This is a genomic window from Pasteurella testudinis DSM 23072 (assembly GCF_900176075.1).
Taxonomy (GTDB): domain Bacteria; phylum Pseudomonadota; class Gammaproteobacteria; order Enterobacterales; family Pasteurellaceae; genus Chelonobacter; species Chelonobacter testudinis.
Window position 1 is genome coordinate 20860 of the sequence record NZ_FWWV01000015.1, and the last position, 18339, is coordinate 39198.

Genomic DNA, 18339 nt, shown 5'->3' on the forward strand with positions numbered 1-18339 from the left:
GACAAGATGATTATCGTAACAGGTGGCGCAGGATTTATCGGCAGTAATATCGTGAAAGCGTTAAACGAGCTTGGGCGCAATGATATTTTGGTGGTGGATAATTTAACCGACGGCACGAAATTCGCCAATTTGGTCGATTTGGATATTGCCGATTATTGTGACAAAGAGGATTTTATCGCCTCGGTTATCGCCGGTGATGATTTCGGCGAGATTGAGGCGGTGTTCCACGAGGGCGCGTGTTCCGCCACCACCGAATGGAACGGCAAATACATTATGAGCAACAACTACGAATACTCCAAAGAGTTGCTACACTACTGCTTGGATCGCCGCATTCCGTTTTTCTATGCTTCGTCGGCGGCGACCTACGGTGACAAAACCGAATTTAAGGAAGCGCGCGAATTCGAAGGGCCGTTGAATGTGTACGGCTATTCCAAATTCCTGTTCGACCAATATGTGCGCGAAATCCTGCCGGAAGCGGAATCGCCGGTGTGTGGTTTCCGTTATTTCAATGTTTACGGCCCGCGCGAAAACCACAAAGGCAGTATGGCGAGCGTGGCGTTTCATCTGAATAACCAAATTTTAAAAGGCGAAAATCCGAAACTGTTTGCCGGCAGCGAACATTTCCGCCGCGATTTCGTGTATGTCGGCGATGTGGCGCAAGTGAATATCTGGTGCTGGCAAAACGGAATTTCAGGCATTTACAACTGCGGCACCGGCAATGCGGAATCGTTTGAAGAGGTCGCCAAAGCGGTGGTGAAATTCCATCAAACGGGACAAATCGAAACCATTCCGTTCCCCGACCATCTGAAAAGCCGTTATCAGGAATATACCCAAGCCGATTTAACCAATCTGCGCGCCACCGGTTACGACAAACCATTCAAAACCGTTGCCGAAGGGGTGGCGGAATATATGGCATGGTTAAATAAAAAATAATCAACGGGCGGCAACAGCGATGAAAATTTTGGTAATCGGACCGTCTTGGGTCGGCGATATGATGATGTCGCACAGCTTGTATCAAGTGTTGAAACAGCGCTATCCCGATTGTGTGATTGATGTGATGGCGCCGAATTGGTGTCGGGCGTTGCTGGCGAGAATGCCCGAAGTCAACAAGGCGATTGCAATGCCGATCGGGCATGGCAGTTTTGCCTTAGGCGAGCGTTACCGTTTGGGAAAAGCGCTGCGCAATCAATATGATCAAGCGATTATTTTGCCCAATTCGCTGAAATCGGCACTTATTCCGTTGTTTGCCAAGATTGCGCAACGGCGCGGTTGGAAAGGCGAAAGCCGCTATTTCCTGCTGAATGACTTGCGCAGTAACAAACAGGATTATCCGTTAATGGTGCAGCGCTACACCGCACTTGCCTTTGAGAAAAGTGCGGTTCCGGCGGCTGACGAATTGCCGATGCCGTACCCTTATTTGCAAACCGAGAGCAAACAGCTGGCAAAGACCAAGGCGAAATTCGAAAAACAGACCGCACTTGCCGAACAACGCCCGATTATCGGTTTTTGTCCGGGGGCGGAATTCGGACCGGCGAAACGCTGGCCGCATTACCATTATGCCAAACTGGCAGAATTGCTGATTGCACAAGGCTACCAAATCCATATTTTCGGCTCAAGCAAAGACGACAGCGTCGCCGAACAGATCCGTAACAGCCTGCCGACCGCACTTCAGCGCTACTGTATTAATCTCGCCGGACAAACCCAGTTGGAAGAGGCGATCGACCTGCTTTCATGCTGCACCGCCGTGGTCAGCAACGACTCCGGCTTAATGCACATCGCCGCCGCCTTGCAACGCCCGTTGGTTGCGCTCTACGGCCCGACCAGTCCGCAGTATACCCCGCCGCTAGCGGATAAAGTTGAGATAATCCGCTTGATCGACGGCGGTTTAATCAAAGTGCGCAAAGGTAGTGACAGCGCAGAGGGCTATCACCAAAGTTTGATTGATATTCAACCGGAGCTGGTGCTGGAGAAATTGACCGCACTTTTGGTTGTTGAACACCTGAATTAGTAGGGCGCTGAATAAAAGTATTTACCACGTTTAGCGATCTGCTTTACAAAACAGGGTTAAATCCATTTATCAGATTTAACCCTTGTTGTTTAATACGGTGACAGTTTATTCAATCCCGGTTGTCACTGAAAAACATCGGCTTTCATGCGGTGATAACATTATCAATGTGCCGTTGCGTTGCGCCGCTAAGTAACCTTCAGGGCGGCAGGTTGCCGGTAAAACAAAGGCACCGACTTGTTGATCGGCATTATAAAGAATCCAGCGTGTGGCATAATTAAATTGTGCAGATGAGAATCGAGTGGTGTAGGTATGCCCGTTTGGCGACTGCATACGATATTCCAAATCTTGTTGATATTGCTGTAGGTTATCCATAAAGAATACGATTTCGGGATTATACATCTGATCGTTGTCTAAGCGGTTTAACACATAGTCACCCCGCTTAATTTTTTCATTAAACTCAGACCATTCTGCGGTCGGTTTAACGTGAGCCGGTATTGATTCGCGCAATGTGATCGCCGATTGCGGAATATTTTGGCTGAAAGTTGCACCATGTTCATAGCAGTAATTCATGTGGCACATATATTGTAACGGCATTTCAACACTGGCAAGGTTGGTGACTTGCATTTGAATATCAAACAAACTGCTGTTTGCGGTTAAAATCACTTTTGGTTGTGCCAGATAGTGGTCGCCGAAACCTTTAACGTATTCGTATTCGCTACAGATCGCCACGCGATCATTGTCCAATTCTAACCAAGCTTTGTCCATCGGCGCACAAGGCATTTCGCCATGTAGCGGGTGCGTGTCTTCCGGCGCAGGGCAACCGTTGCGGATCAAACCGGAGTGAAAGCAGAAACAGCCGTAGGTATCAATAATTTCATTACCTAATTTGGGCTCGCTGAACATATTTTTCATTTTCAGGCTGTGTCCGTTAAAACAGGCGTCCCATATAATCTGCCCATAAAAAGGCAATACGATAATAAATCCTCTGCGATTACTGAGTTTTACCGCTTCAATACCGGAATGATATTTAAATGCCTCAACGGTGATGTGCTCATTTTGCAGCAAAATTTTCGCTTCCGTGGTGAACAGTTCTTTGAATAAATGAATGGTACTTTTCATATTCTATTCCTTCCCTTAATTCTGTTTGGTTTCATGACGTTTGCCGTAAAAATAGTAACCGACATAGGCAAAGCAAAAGAGCGGTACGATAAAGGCGTGCTGAATCGAGCCGATGGAATCGGATACCAAGCCGTGGATTGCCGGTACAACGGCAGCTCCGATGATCGACATCACGACAACCGCACCGGCGACTTCGCGGTGTTCTTGTTCGACTGTTTCCAAAACGGAAGCATAGATGGTTGCCCAGCAAGGTCCGAATAGTGCGCTGGCAAAAATAGCGGCGTAAACGGCTGAGAAATTAGGCACAAAAGCGGTATAAGCCAACGTGATTACCCCTAAGACCGAATACCAAAACAGTACCCAGTTCGGTTTGAATTTTGCCATTAAGAAGTTGGCGATAAATTTTCCGACAAAGAATCCGATAAAGCTATAGACCATAAAATCAGAGGCATCGCGTTCGTTCATATTGCTTAAATTCAGCGCCAGACGAATGGTAAAAGACCAGACCGCAACCTGCATGCCGACATAGAGAAATTGAGCGATTATGCCTTTTTTGAAGGCGCTGTTGGTGGCAAGATATTTTAAGGTATCAATAAAATGAATCTCTGATTTTTTATCTTCATTGACTGCTTTACATTTTGGAAATTGAGTGATTAAAAAGAGAATTGCCACAGCGATTAGAACAAAAATCAGGTATTTATACGGTTGCAGTGTATGTTCTAACATCGCAAGTTTAAAATCATGCAATTGTTCAGGGGTCATGCCGATCATTTGTTCTTCTAAACTTGCCCCCTCTTGAAAGATAAGGTATTTACCGAGCAAAATACCGAAGATTGCACCGATCGGATAGAATGTTTGACTAATATTCAAGCGTAGGGTGGCATAATCTTTATGCCCGATCATTGAGCTGTAAGTGTTGGCGGAGGTTTCTAAAAAACTTAACCCAATGGCGATGGAAAAAATAGCCGCTAAAAACATGGTGTAAGTCGCCATATGCGAAGCCGGATAAAACATCAAACAGCCGCCGATATATAAGGTTAAACCGATTAAAATAGCAATTTTATAACTGGTTTTTTTAATGACCAAGGAGGCGGGAATCGCAATTAAAAAGTAGCCGCCGTAGAATGCGCTTTGCACTAAGGCACTGGCGAAATCGCTTAAGGTGAATACGCTTTTAAATTGGGTGATTAAAATATCATTTAAACTGGCGGCAGCCCCCCATAAAGGAAATAGGCAGGAGAGCAGGATAAATTGAAAGAGCGGTGTTCTGTTCAGATAGCCGTCGGGCATTTGGATAATATTTTTCATGGTCGGGTTCCTTAGGATAATTGCGCCTGTTTAAAGGCGTTAAATTCGACTTGATTAGGATAAGAAGATTGTGTTCCTTTACCGGTGACACTGTATGCGGCAAATAAAGAGGCTTCCTTCATGGCTTCGAGTACATTGCCCGTTTGCATATAATGTTGGGCAAAACAGCCGATAAAGGCGTCTCCGGCACCGCTGGTATCGACCGCTTGCACCTTGCAAGGCGGTACTTGAATAACCTGATCTCCGTGCAGCCAAACAGAGCCTTTGGCGCCTAAGGTCACAATCACGTTTTTCAATCCTTTTTCCAGCAAGGAGCGGGCGGCCGCTTGAATCTGCGTCATATTGGCGACCGGCATTGCGGTTAATATTTCTAACTCGGTCTCGTTCGGCATAAAGAAATCGCACTTGCAGGCATATTCGAGTGAGAGTGCTTTACTGGCCGGCGCAGGATTTAAAATCACCTGTATGCCGTGGTGATTGGCAAAATCAATGGCGTAATACACGGTTTCCAGTGGGATCTCTAATTGCAGAATGATTAACTTGCACTGTTTCAGCGCTGCGGCGGCGCGATCGATATCTTCGGGTTGCAAATGCGCATTGGCGCCTTTGATAATCAAAATCCGATTTTGTGAACTGGAGTCGACAAAAATAGGCGCAACACCGCTGGAAACGCCGCTGACCTTTTCAACATACTGCGTATCAATCCCGTTTTGTTGAAAGTTGCGAATGGTGTTATCGGCGAAAATATCGTCACCGACTTTAGATAACATCATCACATTTGCGCCGGTGCGGGCGGCGGCAATTGCCTGATTTGCCCCTTTGCCGCCACAGCCCATGTGAAATGTAGGCGCTTCCAGCGTCTCTCCGGCTTTGGGCATTTGATCGACATAAGTGATCAAATCGACCATATTTGAACCAATGACAGCGATTTTCATAGCATTTTCTCCTTTGTGTTATAATTAAAACATTTTTGCGTTAAAAATAGTTTATAATAATAAAAATGTTAAAAAAGTTACATCGATCACAGATTTTAGATTAAATCCGGTTATCATATGAAAAAGTGGTATTGTGCTTCGTTATAAATTCAATAGGAGAGAAAATGAAAACTAAAGCGATTGTAAAAATGATTGATCATACCGCATTAAATTGCGATAAAAGCGAAAGTGAGATTCGCCTGTTATGCCAAGAGGCCGTTTCAAATGAATTTTATTCGGTTTGTATCAATGCTTGTCATATCCCATTGGCAAAAACGATTTTGGAAAACTCAAATGTGAAAATTTGCACAGTGGTGGGGTTTCCTTTAGGCGCAACCTTATCTTCCGTTAAAGCCTTTGAAGCGGCGGAAGCAATCAAAGCCGGCGCACAGGAAATTGATATGGTGATTAATGTCGGTTGGGCTAAATCCGCGCAATGGGATAAGGTGACAAGCGATATACAATCGGTGCTGAACGCCTGCGCTGAGGTTCCGCTTAAAGTGATTCTGGAAACCTGTTTGTTAACCCATGATGAAATCGTAACATTATGCGAAATTTGCCGCGAGCTGAAGGTGGCTTTTGTTAAAACCTCAACAGGGTTCAGCAAAAACGGCGCAACGGTTGAAGATGTGGCATTAATGCGCAAAATTGTCGGCAAGGATATCGGCGTGAAAGCCTCCGGCGGCGTGCGTGATCTGCAAACCGCTTTGGCCATGATCAATGCCGGTGCCAATCGGTTGGGAACCAGCTCCGGCATTGCTATTGCTAATGGATTGCAGGATAATCAAGCAAACTATTAATTCGGAACAGGAGCCGGTGTGGATACCAAAACCAATTCCCGCATTCAAAAATTGGAATTTCTGTTAAAACAGATGGATAAGATACATTTGCGTGATGCGGCAAGTATTTTGAATGTTTCCGAAATGACCATTCGGCGAGATTTAAGCACCGAATCCGGCGCTTTAGTTTTGCTCGGCGGCTATATTGTCAAAGATCCGCAGCGGTTGAACGAAAACGGTTATTTTATCTTCGAACAACAAAGCAAAAATATTGCGCAGAAAATGCAAATAGGCAAATTAGCCGCCGAGCAGATTAATGATGGCGATGTAGTGTTTTTTGATTGCGGATCCACGATTCCGTTTATCGCCTCCCAGATCAGCGACTCGGTTAATTTCACCGCAATTTGCTGTTCTATCAATACATTTATGATTTTACAGGAAAAAAATCAATGTAATTTAATTTTGTGCGGCGGCCACTATTCACGGGATAACTCTTTTCTCAATGCGCTTACCCTGCAAAACGAATTGGACGCTATTTGTCCGACAAAGGCGTTTATTTCGGCTGCCGGCGTCCATCATCAAAAAGGAGTGACGTGTTTTCGTTTTGAGGAAGCCCGTGTGAAAATAAAAGCCATGCAAAAAGCGCAGCAGACCATTCTGGTGTTTGATGACAGTAAACTTGGTAAAATTCAGCAGGCTTATATCGGTGAGCTGAACCAGTTCGATAGTGTGATTTGCAATGTTCCGCTGCCTGAAGCCTTTCCACAACATGCACAACCGACAGCGATTGCCAAATGATATGAAACTTTGCTTGATTAAAACTTCGTCAATGGGCGATATTCTGCACACGTTGCCGGCACTGAGCGATGCGCAACGTGCGGTTGCCAATTTGCAGGTGGATTGGGTGGTGGAGGAAAACTTCGCTGAAATTCCCACTTGGCATTCGGCGGTAAATCAGGTGATTCCGATTGCTTTGCGCCGCTGGCGAAAAGCACCGTTTAAGGCGCAAGTGCGGTCAGAATGGCAACAATACCGCACTTTATTACAAACTAATCAATATGATGCCGTGATTGATGCTCAAGGTTTAATCAAAAGTGCGGTTTTTGCCACGCGTTTGGCACGCGGCACAAAACATGGTTACGACCGCCGTTCGATTCGAGAGCCGCTTGCCAGTTTTTTCTACGATAAAACTTACCCGATCAGCTATCAACAACACGCCGTCGAACGCATTCGCCAGCTGTTTGCCCAGAGTTTAGGTTATGCCTTGCCAAGCGAACTGGGCGATTACGGTATTGCGCGTCATTTTTTAACGCAAAGCAACAGCGCAACGCCGTATCTCATTTTTATCCACTCAACCACCCGTGCTGACAAACACTGGACGGAATCTGCATGGCGCGAATTGATAACCGCACTTGCCCCGTCCGGTTATCAAATCCAACTGCCGTGGGGCAATGATAAAGAGCGGTCGCGAGCCGAACGCTTGGCGCAGGGCTTTGATTATGTGCAGGTGCTGCCGAAAACCACGCTGTCGCAAATCGCGAAAAAAATCGCCCATGCGAAAGCGGTGGTCTCGGTGGATACCGGCTTATCCCATCTCACCGCCGCACTGGACAAACCCAATATCACCCTCTACGGCGCAAGCGATCCGAAACTGATCGGCGGTTACGGCAAAAACCAAACCGCACTTGCAGCGGAGAGTATGGATAAGATAACGCCGCAGTTAGTGTTGGAGCGCCTGCTGCCGATTATTTGAACCCTTTTAAGCGGGTATATAATTCGGTGAAACGTGCTCTTTTGCTTTGGTAATATGCCTGCTTTGCCGGATTAGGTTGATAAATTTGTTCCAATACTAAAGGCGGACAAAAATCGGCAATCTCTTTATCCGGATTTAACGCAATTTGCGCCAGTTTTGCCGCTCCCAGTGCCGGACCGACATCGCCGCCTTGTCGATATTCCAAGGTTTTTCCGCTAATATCAGCCAGCAGTTGCCGCCAGTAATGGCTTTTGGCGCCGCCCCCGATTAGGGTTATATTATCCGCCGTCACACCGCTTTCGTGCAGTACATCAATGCCTTGCGCTAAGGCAAAACTCACCCCTTCCAGTACGGCTTTGGCTAATGTGGCTTGCGTGCTGTTGTGATCCATGCCCCAAAATACGCCTTTGGCGTAAGGATCATTGTGCGGCGTTCTTTCGCCAGATAAATAAGGCAAGAAAATCACATCGGCCTCGTCGGCACTGGCCGCTAATTCGAAAAAGTGCGGTATGTCGCGAATGCCAAGCACTTGGTTTGCCCAATCGACGCAAGCCGCCGCACTTAAAATCACCGACATCAAATGCCAACGCTCAGGCAGGGCATGGCAGAAACTGTGTACCGCACTTTCGGGATTGCTGACGAATTTATCCGTGACCACAAAATAGACCCCGGAAGTCCCAAGCGAAAGCATGGCTTGCCCCGCTTTATACAAGCCGACCCCAATCGCACCGGCGGCATTATCGCCGCCGCCGGCAATCACCGGAATCGGATTCATGCCCCATTGTTCGGCAATATTGGGCAATAAGTGACCGGAAATTTGATTGCCTTCGAGTAATTCTGGCATCTGTTCTATCGACAAGCCGCAGGCCGCCAATAATTCGTTGCTCCACGCCCTTTTGCCGACATCTAACCACATCGTTCCGGCGGCGTCAGACATATCCGAGCAGTAACGTCCGGTCATCAAGAAGCGAAGATAGTCTTTCGGCAGTAAGACTTTATGAATGTTTTGAAAACGCTCAGGTTGATGTTTTTTAAACCATTTTAATTTAGGTGCGGTAAAACCGGGCATCATTAAATTACCGGTAATGGTGCGTGAAGCCGGTACTTGCCGTTCCAATTCCTGACATTCGGCAAAACTACGCCCGTCATTCCAAAGAATCGCCGGAGAGAGCGGATTATTTTGTTGATCGAGAATCACCGCGCCGTGCATTTGCCCTGTTAAACCAATGGCTTTAACTTGTTTCAGGTTATGCCGACCTTTCAGGGCTTGAATACTCGTATTGACCGCTTGCCACCAAGCATGCGGATCTTGTTCCGACCATAACGGTTCGGGACGGCTGATACTCAATGCCGTAGAGTGGGTTGCGATAATGGTCTGCTGTTCGTCTAAGAGTACCAGTTTGACACCGGACGTGCCTAAATCAATACCAAGATACATAGTTTGCTCCATCAATAAAAAGAGGGGTAAGTTTGCTTACCCCTGATATTGTTGCTATTTATTTATAAATATATGAGTTGACGATATTTTCCAAGCGCTCTTGCTGCCCGGAAACCGGTTGCGGTGCAAGTGCTTTGCTTTCAACCAATTTTGCCAGATCAGCCAGCGACGCTTTGCCGTTCAAAATCGATTGACCCAATTCTGTATTCCAGCCAGCATAGCGTTGATCAACGATATTCTGTAATTGTTGATCTTCAAGCATATTGGCGGCAATGAGCAACGATTGGGCAAGTACATCGATTCCACCGATATGTGCATGGAACAGATCATATTTATCAATGCTTTGTCTTCTGATTTTGGCATCAAAGTTGAAACCGCCGGTCGTGAGTCCGCCTGCTTTCAGAATTTCATAAATCACTAATGCATTTTCTTCAATGCTGTTCGGGAACTGATCGGTGTCCCAACCCAGTTGCGGATCGCCGCGATTGGCATCAATAGAGCCTAAGATCCCCAAGGCAACCGCACTTGCCACTTCATGCTGGAAAGTGTGTCCTGCTAATGTAGCGTGGTTAGCTTCAATATTGACTTTGATTTCTTTTTCTAAGCCGAATTGTTTTAGGAAGCCATACACAGTAGCCACATCGTAGTCATACTGGTGTTTGGTCGGCTCTTGCGGTTTCGGTTCAATCAATAATGTGCCGTTAAATCCGATTTTATACTTGTGTTCAACAACCAGTTGCATAAAGCGTCCAAGCTGTTCCCGTTCGCGTTTTAAATCGGTATTGAGTAATGTTTCATACCCTTCGCGTCCGCCCCATAATACATAATTTTCGCCTTGCAGTTTTTGGGTGGCATTCATGGCATGAAAGACTTGGGTTGCCGCACAAGCAAAGACTTCAGGATTCGGATTGCTCGCCGCACCTGACATATAACGCGGATTGGTAAAACAGTTAGCCGTGCCCCAAAGCAGTTTAATGCCGGTTTGCGCTTGTTTTTCAGCCAGAATATCGACAATGGTCGAGAAGTTATGCAGGTATTCTTTGAAAGAATCGCCTTCTGGCGCAATGTCGACATCGTGAAAGCAGTAATAAGGCACATTCAGCTTTTTAATAAATTCAAATGCAATATCCGCTTTTTGTTTTGCTGCCTCCAGTGGCGTTTGGGTTTGTTGCCAAGGACGATCGAGTGAACCGCTGCCAAACATATCCGTTCCGTTCCAACAGAACGTATGCCAGTAACAAACTGCCAAGCGTAAATGCTCCGCCATGGTTTTGCCTAACACCATACGATCGGCATCGTAATAGCGGTAGGCAAAGGGATTGCTGCTGTTTTTACCCTCATATTTAATCTGATCAATTTTTTCAAAATAATGTGTCATGCTCTTCTCCTGTGTGAATATGTTTGTTTCGGAATAAAGATAAAGGTAAGCAGGAGAGCGGGGCAATTATGTTATTTTATTTCTTTATTCATAATATTGTTTTATGTGATAGATATCACAAACAAGTAAATAGTGAGTTGTGATTAGAATCACATAAAACATAAATCGTAATATGAAAATTAAATTCATTAATTGTGTTTTTGCTTGAAATAGAAAATATTGAGGTTGTCATATAGACAAAGCGACCTTTTATTAATTACATGTGAGGTATTTTATATGAAACTTAAAAGCAGTTTATTATTGGCGGCACTGGTGGTTGGCGGAATGAGCGGTGCTGTTAATGCAAAAGATTTAACAATCGGAATGTCGATAGATGATCTACGTTTAGAGCGGTGGCAGAAAGATAGTAGTATTTTTACTCAGAAAGCAGAAGCCTTAGGCGCAAAAGTGTTTGTACAGTCTGCCAATGGCGATGATAGTGCGCAAATCTCTCAAATTGAAAATATGATTAACCGTGATGTCGATGTTCTGGTGATTATCCCGCACAATGGCGATGTGTTGAGTAATGTGATCGCCGAAGCGAAAAGATCCGGTATTAAAGTTTTGGCATATGATCGCCTGATTAATAATGCGGATCTGGATTTTTATGTCTCATTTGATAATGAAAAAGTCGGTGAGTTGCAGGCGGAAACAATTGTCAGTATTAAACCGGAAGGAAATTATTTTTTGATGGGCGGCTCTCCGGTTGATAATAATGCGAAATTATTCAGACAAGGTCAGATGAATATCTTACAGCCTTTAATTGATAAAGGTGCGATAAAAGTCATTGGTGATCAATGGGTAGATTCGTGGTTGCCGGAAAAAGCGTTACAAATCATGGAAAATGCCTTAACCGCGAATAACAATAATATTGATGCGGTGGTTGCTTCCAATGATGCAACCGCAGGCGGTGCAATTCAGGCTTTGAGTGCGCAAGGTTTATCCGGCAAAGTGGCGATTTCCGGACAAGATGCGGATTTGGCCGCCATTAAGCGGATTGTAGAAGGTACGCAAACCATGACGGTATATAAACCGATTACAAAATTGGCAGATAAAGCGGCAGAAATTGCCGTCGGATTGGCTAAAGATGAAAAAATCGAGAGCAACGCTAATTTGAATAACGGCGTAAAAGAAGTGCCTTCCTATCTTCTCGATCCGATTGCGGTTGTAAAAGATAATATTGAAGAAACAATTATTCAAGACGGATTCCATAGCAAAGACAGTATTTATAATAAATAAATATAAAATTCGGCTAAATATAAGGGAGGAGTTCCTCCCTTAAAATCAATATAATCATTTTAGGTGGTCGCTATGGATTTATTATTAGAGATGAGAGGGATTATTAAAAAATTTGGTGATGTTAAAGCACTAAATGATGTCTCTATTTCTATTTCACCGGGAAAAGTGCTTTCATTATGTGGGGAAAACGGTTCGGGAAAATCAACATTAATGAAAGTATTATGTGGAATATACCCTTATGGAGATTATGAAGGGGATATTTATTTTTCAGGTGAGTTGTTAAAATCAAAAAATATTAAAGATACCGAGAGTAAGGGCATCTCAATTATTCACCAAGAATTGGCATTGGTTAAAAATATGTCTGTTATGGATAATATTTTTCTTGGAAATGAAATTTCCCAATATGGGTTGACGAATGAAAATGAAATGTATATCCGGGCGAAAAAAATCTTATCTCAGGTGCAGCTTGATATCGATCCCGACACGATAGTCGGTGAGCTCGGGCTTGGACAGCAGCAATTGGTAGAGATCGCAAAAGCGTTAAACAAAAATGTCAGATTATTGATTTTAGACGAACCAACCGCTTCATTGACGGAAAAAGAAACCGATGTTTTGTTATCCCTTATCCAGGATCTAAAAGAGCATAATATCGCCTGTATCTATATTTCACATAAATTGAATGAAGTGAAAGCCATTTCGGATCAAATTTGTGTTATTCGTGATGGCGAGCATATTGGCACGAGAGATGCTAAAGAGATGAGTGAGGACGATATTATCACTATGATGGTCGGACGAGAGATCACGTCATTATATCCGCATGAAGCACACTCGATTGGTGAAGAATTATTACGAGTCGAGAATTTGACTGCTTGGCACTATGTCAATACGCACATTAAGCGGGTCGATAATGCCAGTTTTCATTTGTGTAAAGGTGAAATTTTAGGCATAGCGGGATTAGTTGGCTCAGGACGAACCGAAATGGTTCAGTGTATTTTTGGGGCTTACGCCGGGAAGTTTAACGGAAAATTTTATTTAAATAACCGGTTGGTGCAACACAAAGACTGTGCCGCCGCAATTAGCAATGGCATTTTTATGGTGCCGGAGGATAGAAAACGGCATGGAATCGTGCCGATAATGGGGGTAGATAAGAATATTACACTTTCTTCATTAAAAAACTATTCGATCAAGCGCGTTATGATTAATGAGCCTCTCGAAGAAACGATCATTGAACGTTCGATCAAAGAGTTAAAGGTAAAAACCTCTTCCCCTGATTTGGCTATAGGCCGCTTAAGCGGCGGCAACCAACAAAAAGCGATTCTGGCAAAAGCATTATTGCTAAATCCCCAAATTCTTATCCTTGATGAACCGACTAGAGGGATTGATGTCGGTGCAAAATATGAAATTTATAAATTAATCAATGAATTGGCAAAGAAAGGTGTCGGTATCATTGTGATCTCTTCCGAATTGCCCGAAGTTCTCGGTATTAGCGACCGGATTTTGGTGATGCATCAAGGGAAAATAAAGGGAAACCTGATTAATCAAAACCTTACCCAAGAAAAAGTAATGGAAGTCGCACTTAAGGAGTAGTGGCATGAAAAAGTTAAAATCGATCAATTTGCAAGTTTATATAATGTTAATCGCGATTGTCGTCATTATGTTGTTTTTTTCCATGATGACGGACGGCGCCTATTTAAGTGCGAGAAATATTTCAAATTTATTAAGACAAACGTCTATTACCGGTATTTTGGCAATTGGAATGTTGTTTGTCATTATCTCCGCGGAAATTGACTTGTCAGTCGGTTCTCTGATGGGATTATTAGGCGGTTTTGCCGCTATTACCAATGTGTGGTGGGGCTGGCCATTACCGGTAACAATTATGGCAACATTACTACTGGGATTGATGTTCGGCATTTGGAATGGTTGGTGGGTTGCATACCAGCGAGTGCCTTCGTTTATTGTGACTTTGGCCGGATTATTGGCCTTCAGAGGCATTTTGATTGGTATGACGAATGGCACGACAGTATCTCCGACATCAGCCTCAATGACGCAAATCGGGCAAGGTTATCTATCGAACGAGCTAGGCTTTATTATCGGCAGTGTTGCGATAGCCTTGTTTGTAACGTGGGGGAATTATCAACGTCGTTCCAGACAAAAATTAGCACTACCGGTACCGCCAATTTCAAAAGATTTCTTGAAATATATCGTTATTGCCATACTGTTGCTCGCTGCTATTTACCTTTTAAATGATTATCGTGGTATTCCCGTTCCGGTTTTGATTTTATCGCTATTGGCAATTGTCGGTTACTTTGTCTCCAGAAAAACCGCATTTGGACGTTATATTTATGCCATTGGCGGTAATATTGAAGCGGCCAGATTATCCGGAATTAAAGTGGAAAGAATAAAGTTAGCCATTTTTTCGATTAATGGGATCATGGTTGCGATTACAGGGCTCATTTTGAGCGCCCGTTTAGGGGCTGGCTCACCGTCAGCCGGACAGAATGCGGAATTAGACGCGATTGCTGCCTGCGTTATCGGCGGGGCGAGTTTGGCTGGCGGTGTAGGCAGTGTTTGGGGCGTGATTATTGGTGCGTTAATTATTGCTTCATTAGATAATGGCATGAGTATGTTGGATGTTCCGACATTCTGGCAATATATTGTAAAAGGCGGTATTTTACTATTGGCAGTGTGGGCAGATTCAATGGGCAAGAAAAAAGCATAAAATTCAATTTATTAAATTGTACAAAGGGCTAGCAATTCTATTGCTAGCCCTTTTGTTCATCGGATTTTTATTTTATAGTTGCTGGACTTTTTGATGATTTGCTTAAAAGGATCTTGTCATGGTTGCCGAGTATCACCGCATCGCCCTGCTTTTTAATGCCAATAAAGTTTATGACCGCGAGGTTATGGAAGGCATTGGTGAATATATACAGGCTTCGCTCTGTAACTGGGATGTTTTTTTGCAAGACGATTTTGTCCATCATGACGAGAGTATCAATTTAGCCATGGTGGACGGGGTGATTGCCGATTTCGATAATCCCCAGTTGGCGCAAAAATTACAAGAATTACCTATTCCGCTGGTTGCCGTTGGCGGTTCTTACCACAATATCGCAGATTACCCGGCAAATATTCCTTATGTCGCAACGGATAACCATGCTTTGATTGACATGGCATTAAGCCACTTAAAAGGGAAAGGTTTGAATCATTTTGCTTTTTATGGCGTGCCGACAACCAGTTCTCGCCATTGGTCCGAAGAGCGCCGTTATGCTTTTGAAAAGCTGATGCAGCAAAATCAATATCAAAGCCAAGTCTATTTAGGTCATGAAACGCGCCATGATAATTGGCAAGACTCACAACAGCAGCTTAACCAATGGATTCAATCGTTACCGAAACATACCGGAATTATTGCCGTTACCGATGCGCGGGCACGGCATTTATTGCAAACCTGTGAGCATTTAGGGGTTGCGGTGCCTGAACAAATTTGCATTATCGGCATTGATAATGAGGAATTAATTCAATATTTTTCGCGGGTGTCGTTGTCATCGGTGGTGCAAGGAACTAAACAAATGGGTTACCAAGCGGCCAAGTTGCTACATCGCTTATTGTGCGGTAAAAACGTGAAAAACCAACCGATTTTGATTCAGCCGCTGGCCGTTGCAGAGCGAGCTTCAACCGATTACCGCTCAATTCAGGATCCGTTGGTCATGCAAGCCATGCACTATATTCGTTTGCACGCTTGCTCAGGGATTAAAGTGGAGCAAGTATTGGATTACGTTAAAACCTCGCGTTCCAATTTAGAGGGACGTTTTAAAACGGAAATCGGCAAAACCATTCATCAAATCATCTATCAAGAAAAAATGGAAAGAGCCAGAAAATTATTGAGCTCAACATCGATTTCGATTAATGACATTTCAGAAATATGCGGTTATCCGTCTATCCAATATTTTTATTCGGTCTTTAAAAAGGAATATTCGCAGACCCCGAATGAATACCGGCTACAGCACAGCCGAAAATAAAGCCGCTAATTGCCTTGAAACCGCACTTTTTATCTCCATATAAATGACATTAACCCAATCAATGTGAGGTAATTTATGACCACGATAGTAAGCGTGCGCCGTGACGGGAAAGTTGTTGTCGGCGGCGACGGGCAGGTTTCGCTAGGCAATACGGTGATGAAAGGCAATGCACGCAAGGTGCGCCGTTTGTATCATAATAAGGTGCTGGCAGGTTTTGCCGGCGGTACGGCGGACGCCTTTACGCTGTTTGAATTGTTTGAGCGTAAATTGGAAATGCATCAAGGGCATTTGTTGAAAAGTGCGGTCGAGCTGGCGAAAGAGTGGCGTACCGATCGGGCGCTGCGCCGTTTGGAAGCGATGTTGATTGTCGCCGATGAAACCGAATCGCTGATTATCACCGGTAACGGCGATGTAGTGCAGCCGGAAGACAATATTCTGGCAATCGGTTCCGGCGGCAACTATGCGATGTCGGCGGCACGGGCGCTGTTGGAAAACACCGAGTTGTCCGCACGCGAAATCGTAGAAAAATCGCTGAAAATTGCCGGTGATATCTGTGTGTTCACCAATTTGAATCAAACTATCGAGCAGTTGCCCGAATAGCTGTTGTCTGAATAAGTAATAGGAAGGAGAGAGTATGTCTGAGATGACTCCGCGCGAGATTGTATCCGAATTGGATCAACACATTATCGGTCAAAACGATGCCAAAAGAGCGGTGGCGATTGCACTGCGTAACCGCTGGCGCAGAATGCAGTTGAATGATGCGCTGCGCCATGAAGTGACGCCGAAAAATATTCTGATGATCGGCCCGACCGGTGTCGGTAAAACCGAGATTGCGCGTCGTTTGGCAAAATTGGCAAATGCGCCGTTTATCAAAGTGGAAGCGACCAAATTTACCGAAGTCGGTTATGTCGGCAAAGAAGTGGATTCGATTATCCGTGATTTGACCGATACCGCGATGAAGCTGGTACGTCAAAGCGAAATCGACAAAAACCGTTATCGCGCCGAAGAGATGGCGGAAGATCGCATTTTGGACATTCTGTTGCCGCCGGCAAAAAACAGTTGGGGCGCAGAGGAAGAAGCGGATAAGCAGAGTGGCACGCGTCAAGTGTTCCGCAAAAAATTGCGTGAAGGGCAGTTGGACGAAAAAGAGATTGAAATTGATGTGGCGGCGGCTTCCGTCGGCGTGGAGATTATGGCACCGCCGGGCATGGAAGAGATGACCAACCAGTTGCAGTCGATGTTCCAAAACCTGTCGAGCGGCCAAACTAAAAAGCGCAAAATGAAGATCAAAGATGCGTTGAAAATCTTGATTGAAGACGAAGCGGCAAAGTTGATCAATCCGGAAGAGTTGAAACAGAAAGCGATTGAAGCCACCGAACAACACGGTATCGTGTTTATCGACGAGATCGATAAAATCTGTAAACGCGGCGAAACGTCCGGTCCGGACGTGTCGCGCGAAGGGGTGCAGCGGGATTTGTTGCCGTTGGTGGAAGGCAGCACGATTAACACCAAACACGGCATGGTGAAAACCGATCATATCCTGTTTATCGCTTCCGGCGCGTTCCAAGTGGCACGCCCGTCCGATTTAATCCCTGAATTGCAAGGGCGTTTGCCGATTCGGGTTGAATTGAGTGCGCTAAGCAGCAAAGATTTCGAACGCATTTTGACTGAACCGAATGCGTCATTAACCCAGCAATATAAAGCGTTGATGGCAACCGAAGGGGTGAATATTGATTTCACTGCCGATGCGGTGGCGAAAATCGCCGAAGCGGCTTTCCGTGTGAATGAAAAAACCGAAAATATCGGCGCGCGTCGTTTACATACCGTGTTAGAACGTTTAATGGATAAAATCTCATTTGATGCCAGTGAAATGTCCGGACAAAGCGTGACGATTGACGCGCAATATGTCGCCGGTGCGCTGGGTGATATTGTCGAAGATGAAGATTTGAGCCGCTTTATTTTATAAGCTTGAGCAAAGTGCGGTTTTAAAAGAGAAAAGCGATTTGTTTGTGGCAAATCGCTTTTTGTTATAGGCAGACGAAGACTGCCTATAAAAACCATACGCTATGCGTATGGAATCAAAGAGCTTAAGCGATGAAAAGAAAAAATCCTCCGATATAATGAATAAGGCTGATAACCAAAATTCAAAATATAGGAGGATATGCCAATGGCAAATAAATCCAATGACGATTCGAGTTTATCACACACAAGATGGAACTGTAAGTATCACATAGTCTTTACCCCTAAATTCAGACGAAAAGCGATTTATGGGAAATTACGAATGGATATAG

16 protein-coding genes and 1 pseudogene are annotated in these 18339 nt (G+C 44.7%); 12 read left to right on the forward strand and 5 right to left on the reverse strand.

Features of this window, described 5'->3' with window-relative positions; translation table 11 throughout:
* Positions 1 to 6: 6 nt before the first annotated feature.
* Together rfaD and waaF are read left to right on the forward strand one after the other, a co-directional pair.
* Positions 7 to 933 carry an ADP-glyceromanno-heptose 6-epimerase gene (rfaD, locus tag B8880_RS07480; protein ID WP_084256999.1) on the forward strand — a complete coding sequence of 309 codons (927 nt, stop codon included), beginning with the start codon at positions 7 to 9 and terminating at the stop codon, positions 931 to 933.
* 19 nt (positions 934 to 952) lie between these two features.
* The gene (waaF, locus tag B8880_RS07485) at positions 953 to 2008 is read left to right on the forward strand and encodes a lipopolysaccharide heptosyltransferase II (protein WP_084257000.1); all 1056 of its coding nucleotides are present in this window, start codon (positions 953 to 955) and stop codon (positions 2006 to 2008) included.
* Between the two features lie 105 nt (positions 2009 to 2113).
* Here the strand turns inward: waaF and B8880_RS07490 are convergent, their stop codons facing one another.
* From B8880_RS07490 to rbsK, 3 genes are read right to left on the reverse strand one after another with little or no spacing between them, the layout of a single operon-like run.
* The gene (locus tag B8880_RS07490; RefSeq protein ID WP_084257001.1) at positions 2114 to 3127 is read right to left on the reverse strand and encodes an aldose 1-epimerase family protein; all 1014 of its coding nucleotides are present in this window, start codon (positions 3125 to 3127) and stop codon (positions 2114 to 2116) included.
* Between the two features lie 15 nt (positions 3128 to 3142).
* Positions 3143 to 4435 (reverse strand): L-fucose:H+ symporter permease, encoded by a 1293-nt coding sequence (fucP, locus tag B8880_RS07495; protein ID WP_084257002.1) that lies wholly within the window; start codon positions 4433 to 4435, stop codon positions 3143 to 3145.
* Between the two features lie 11 nt (positions 4436 to 4446).
* Entirely contained in the window at positions 4447 to 5370 is a 924-nt protein-coding gene (gene rbsK / locus B8880_RS07500) for a ribokinase (protein WP_084257003.1), read from the reverse strand.
* 164 nt (positions 5371 to 5534) lie between these two features.
* Here rbsK and deoC point away from each other — a divergent pair, with 164 nt between their 5' ends.
* From deoC to rfaC, 3 genes are read left to right on the forward strand one after another with little or no spacing between them, the layout of a single operon-like run.
* Positions 5535 to 6209 (forward strand): deoxyribose-phosphate aldolase, encoded by a 675-nt coding sequence (gene deoC, locus B8880_RS07505; protein ID WP_084257004.1) that lies wholly within the window; start codon positions 5535 to 5537, stop codon positions 6207 to 6209.
* A gap of 18 nt (positions 6210 to 6227) precedes the next feature.
* On the forward strand, positions 6228 to 6986 hold the full coding sequence (gene deoR / locus B8880_RS07510) for a DNA-binding transcriptional repressor DeoR (protein ID WP_084257005.1): 759 nt from the start codon (positions 6228 to 6230) through the stop codon (positions 6984 to 6986).
* Between the two features lies 1 nt (position 6987).
* On the forward strand, positions 6988 to 7941 hold the full coding sequence (gene rfaC / locus B8880_RS07515) for a lipopolysaccharide heptosyltransferase RfaC (protein ID WP_084257006.1): 954 nt from the start codon (positions 6988 to 6990) through the stop codon (positions 7939 to 7941).
* Here the strand turns inward: rfaC and xylB are convergent.
* Both xylB and xylA read right to left on the reverse strand, forming a co-directional pair.
* Positions 7934 to 9379, reverse strand: coding sequence for a xylulokinase (gene xylB, locus B8880_RS07520; protein ID WP_084257007.1), 1446 nt, complete (start codon positions 9377 to 9379; stop codon positions 7934 to 7936). The two genes, rfaC and xylB, sit on opposite strands and share 8 nt — an antisense overlap.
* A gap of 58 nt (positions 9380 to 9437) precedes the next feature.
* Positions 9438 to 10757 (reverse strand): xylose isomerase, encoded by a 1320-nt coding sequence (gene xylA, locus B8880_RS07525; protein WP_084257008.1) that lies wholly within the window; start codon positions 10755 to 10757, stop codon positions 9438 to 9440.
* A 276-nt stretch (positions 10758 to 11033) separates the two neighbouring features.
* Here xylA and xylF point away from each other — a divergent pair, with 276 nt between their 5' ends.
* The 7 genes and pseudogenes from xylF to B8880_RS07560 all read left to right on the forward strand — a co-directional run.
* Positions 11034 to 12035 carry a D-xylose ABC transporter substrate-binding protein gene (gene xylF, locus B8880_RS07530; protein ID WP_084257009.1) on the forward strand — a complete coding sequence of 334 codons (1002 nt, stop codon included), beginning with the start codon at positions 11034 to 11036 and terminating at the stop codon, positions 12033 to 12035.
* A 72-nt stretch (positions 12036 to 12107) separates the two neighbouring features.
* Positions 12108 to 13622, forward strand: a complete 1515-nt coding sequence (gene xylG / locus B8880_RS07535; RefSeq protein WP_084257010.1) for a D-xylose ABC transporter ATP-binding protein — start codon at positions 12108 to 12110, stop codon at positions 13620 to 13622.
* A gap of 4 nt (positions 13623 to 13626) precedes the next feature.
* Positions 13627 to 14754: a sugar ABC transporter permease gene (locus tag B8880_RS07540; protein ID WP_084257011.1), complete on the forward strand. Its 1128-nt coding sequence runs from the start codon at positions 13627 to 13629 to the stop codon at positions 14752 to 14754.
* 118 nt (positions 14755 to 14872) lie between these two features.
* Positions 14873 to 16048: a XylR family transcriptional regulator gene (locus B8880_RS07545; protein WP_084257012.1), complete on the forward strand. Its 1176-nt coding sequence runs from the start codon at positions 14873 to 14875 to the stop codon at positions 16046 to 16048.
* A 75-nt stretch (positions 16049 to 16123) separates the two neighbouring features.
* Positions 16124 to 16648: an ATP-dependent protease subunit HslV gene (gene hslV, locus B8880_RS07550; RefSeq protein WP_084257013.1), complete on the forward strand. Its 525-nt coding sequence runs from the start codon at positions 16124 to 16126 to the stop codon at positions 16646 to 16648.
* Positions 16649 to 16682: 34 nt separating this feature from the next.
* Positions 16683 to 18014 (forward strand): HslU--HslV peptidase ATPase subunit, encoded by a 1332-nt coding sequence (hslU, locus tag B8880_RS07555; RefSeq protein WP_084257014.1) that lies wholly within the window; start codon positions 16683 to 16685, stop codon positions 18012 to 18014.
* 201 nt (positions 18015 to 18215) lie between these two features.
* Positions 18216 to 18339 (forward strand): annotated as a pseudogene (locus tag B8880_RS07560) (IS200/IS605 family transposase); the annotation flags it as partial.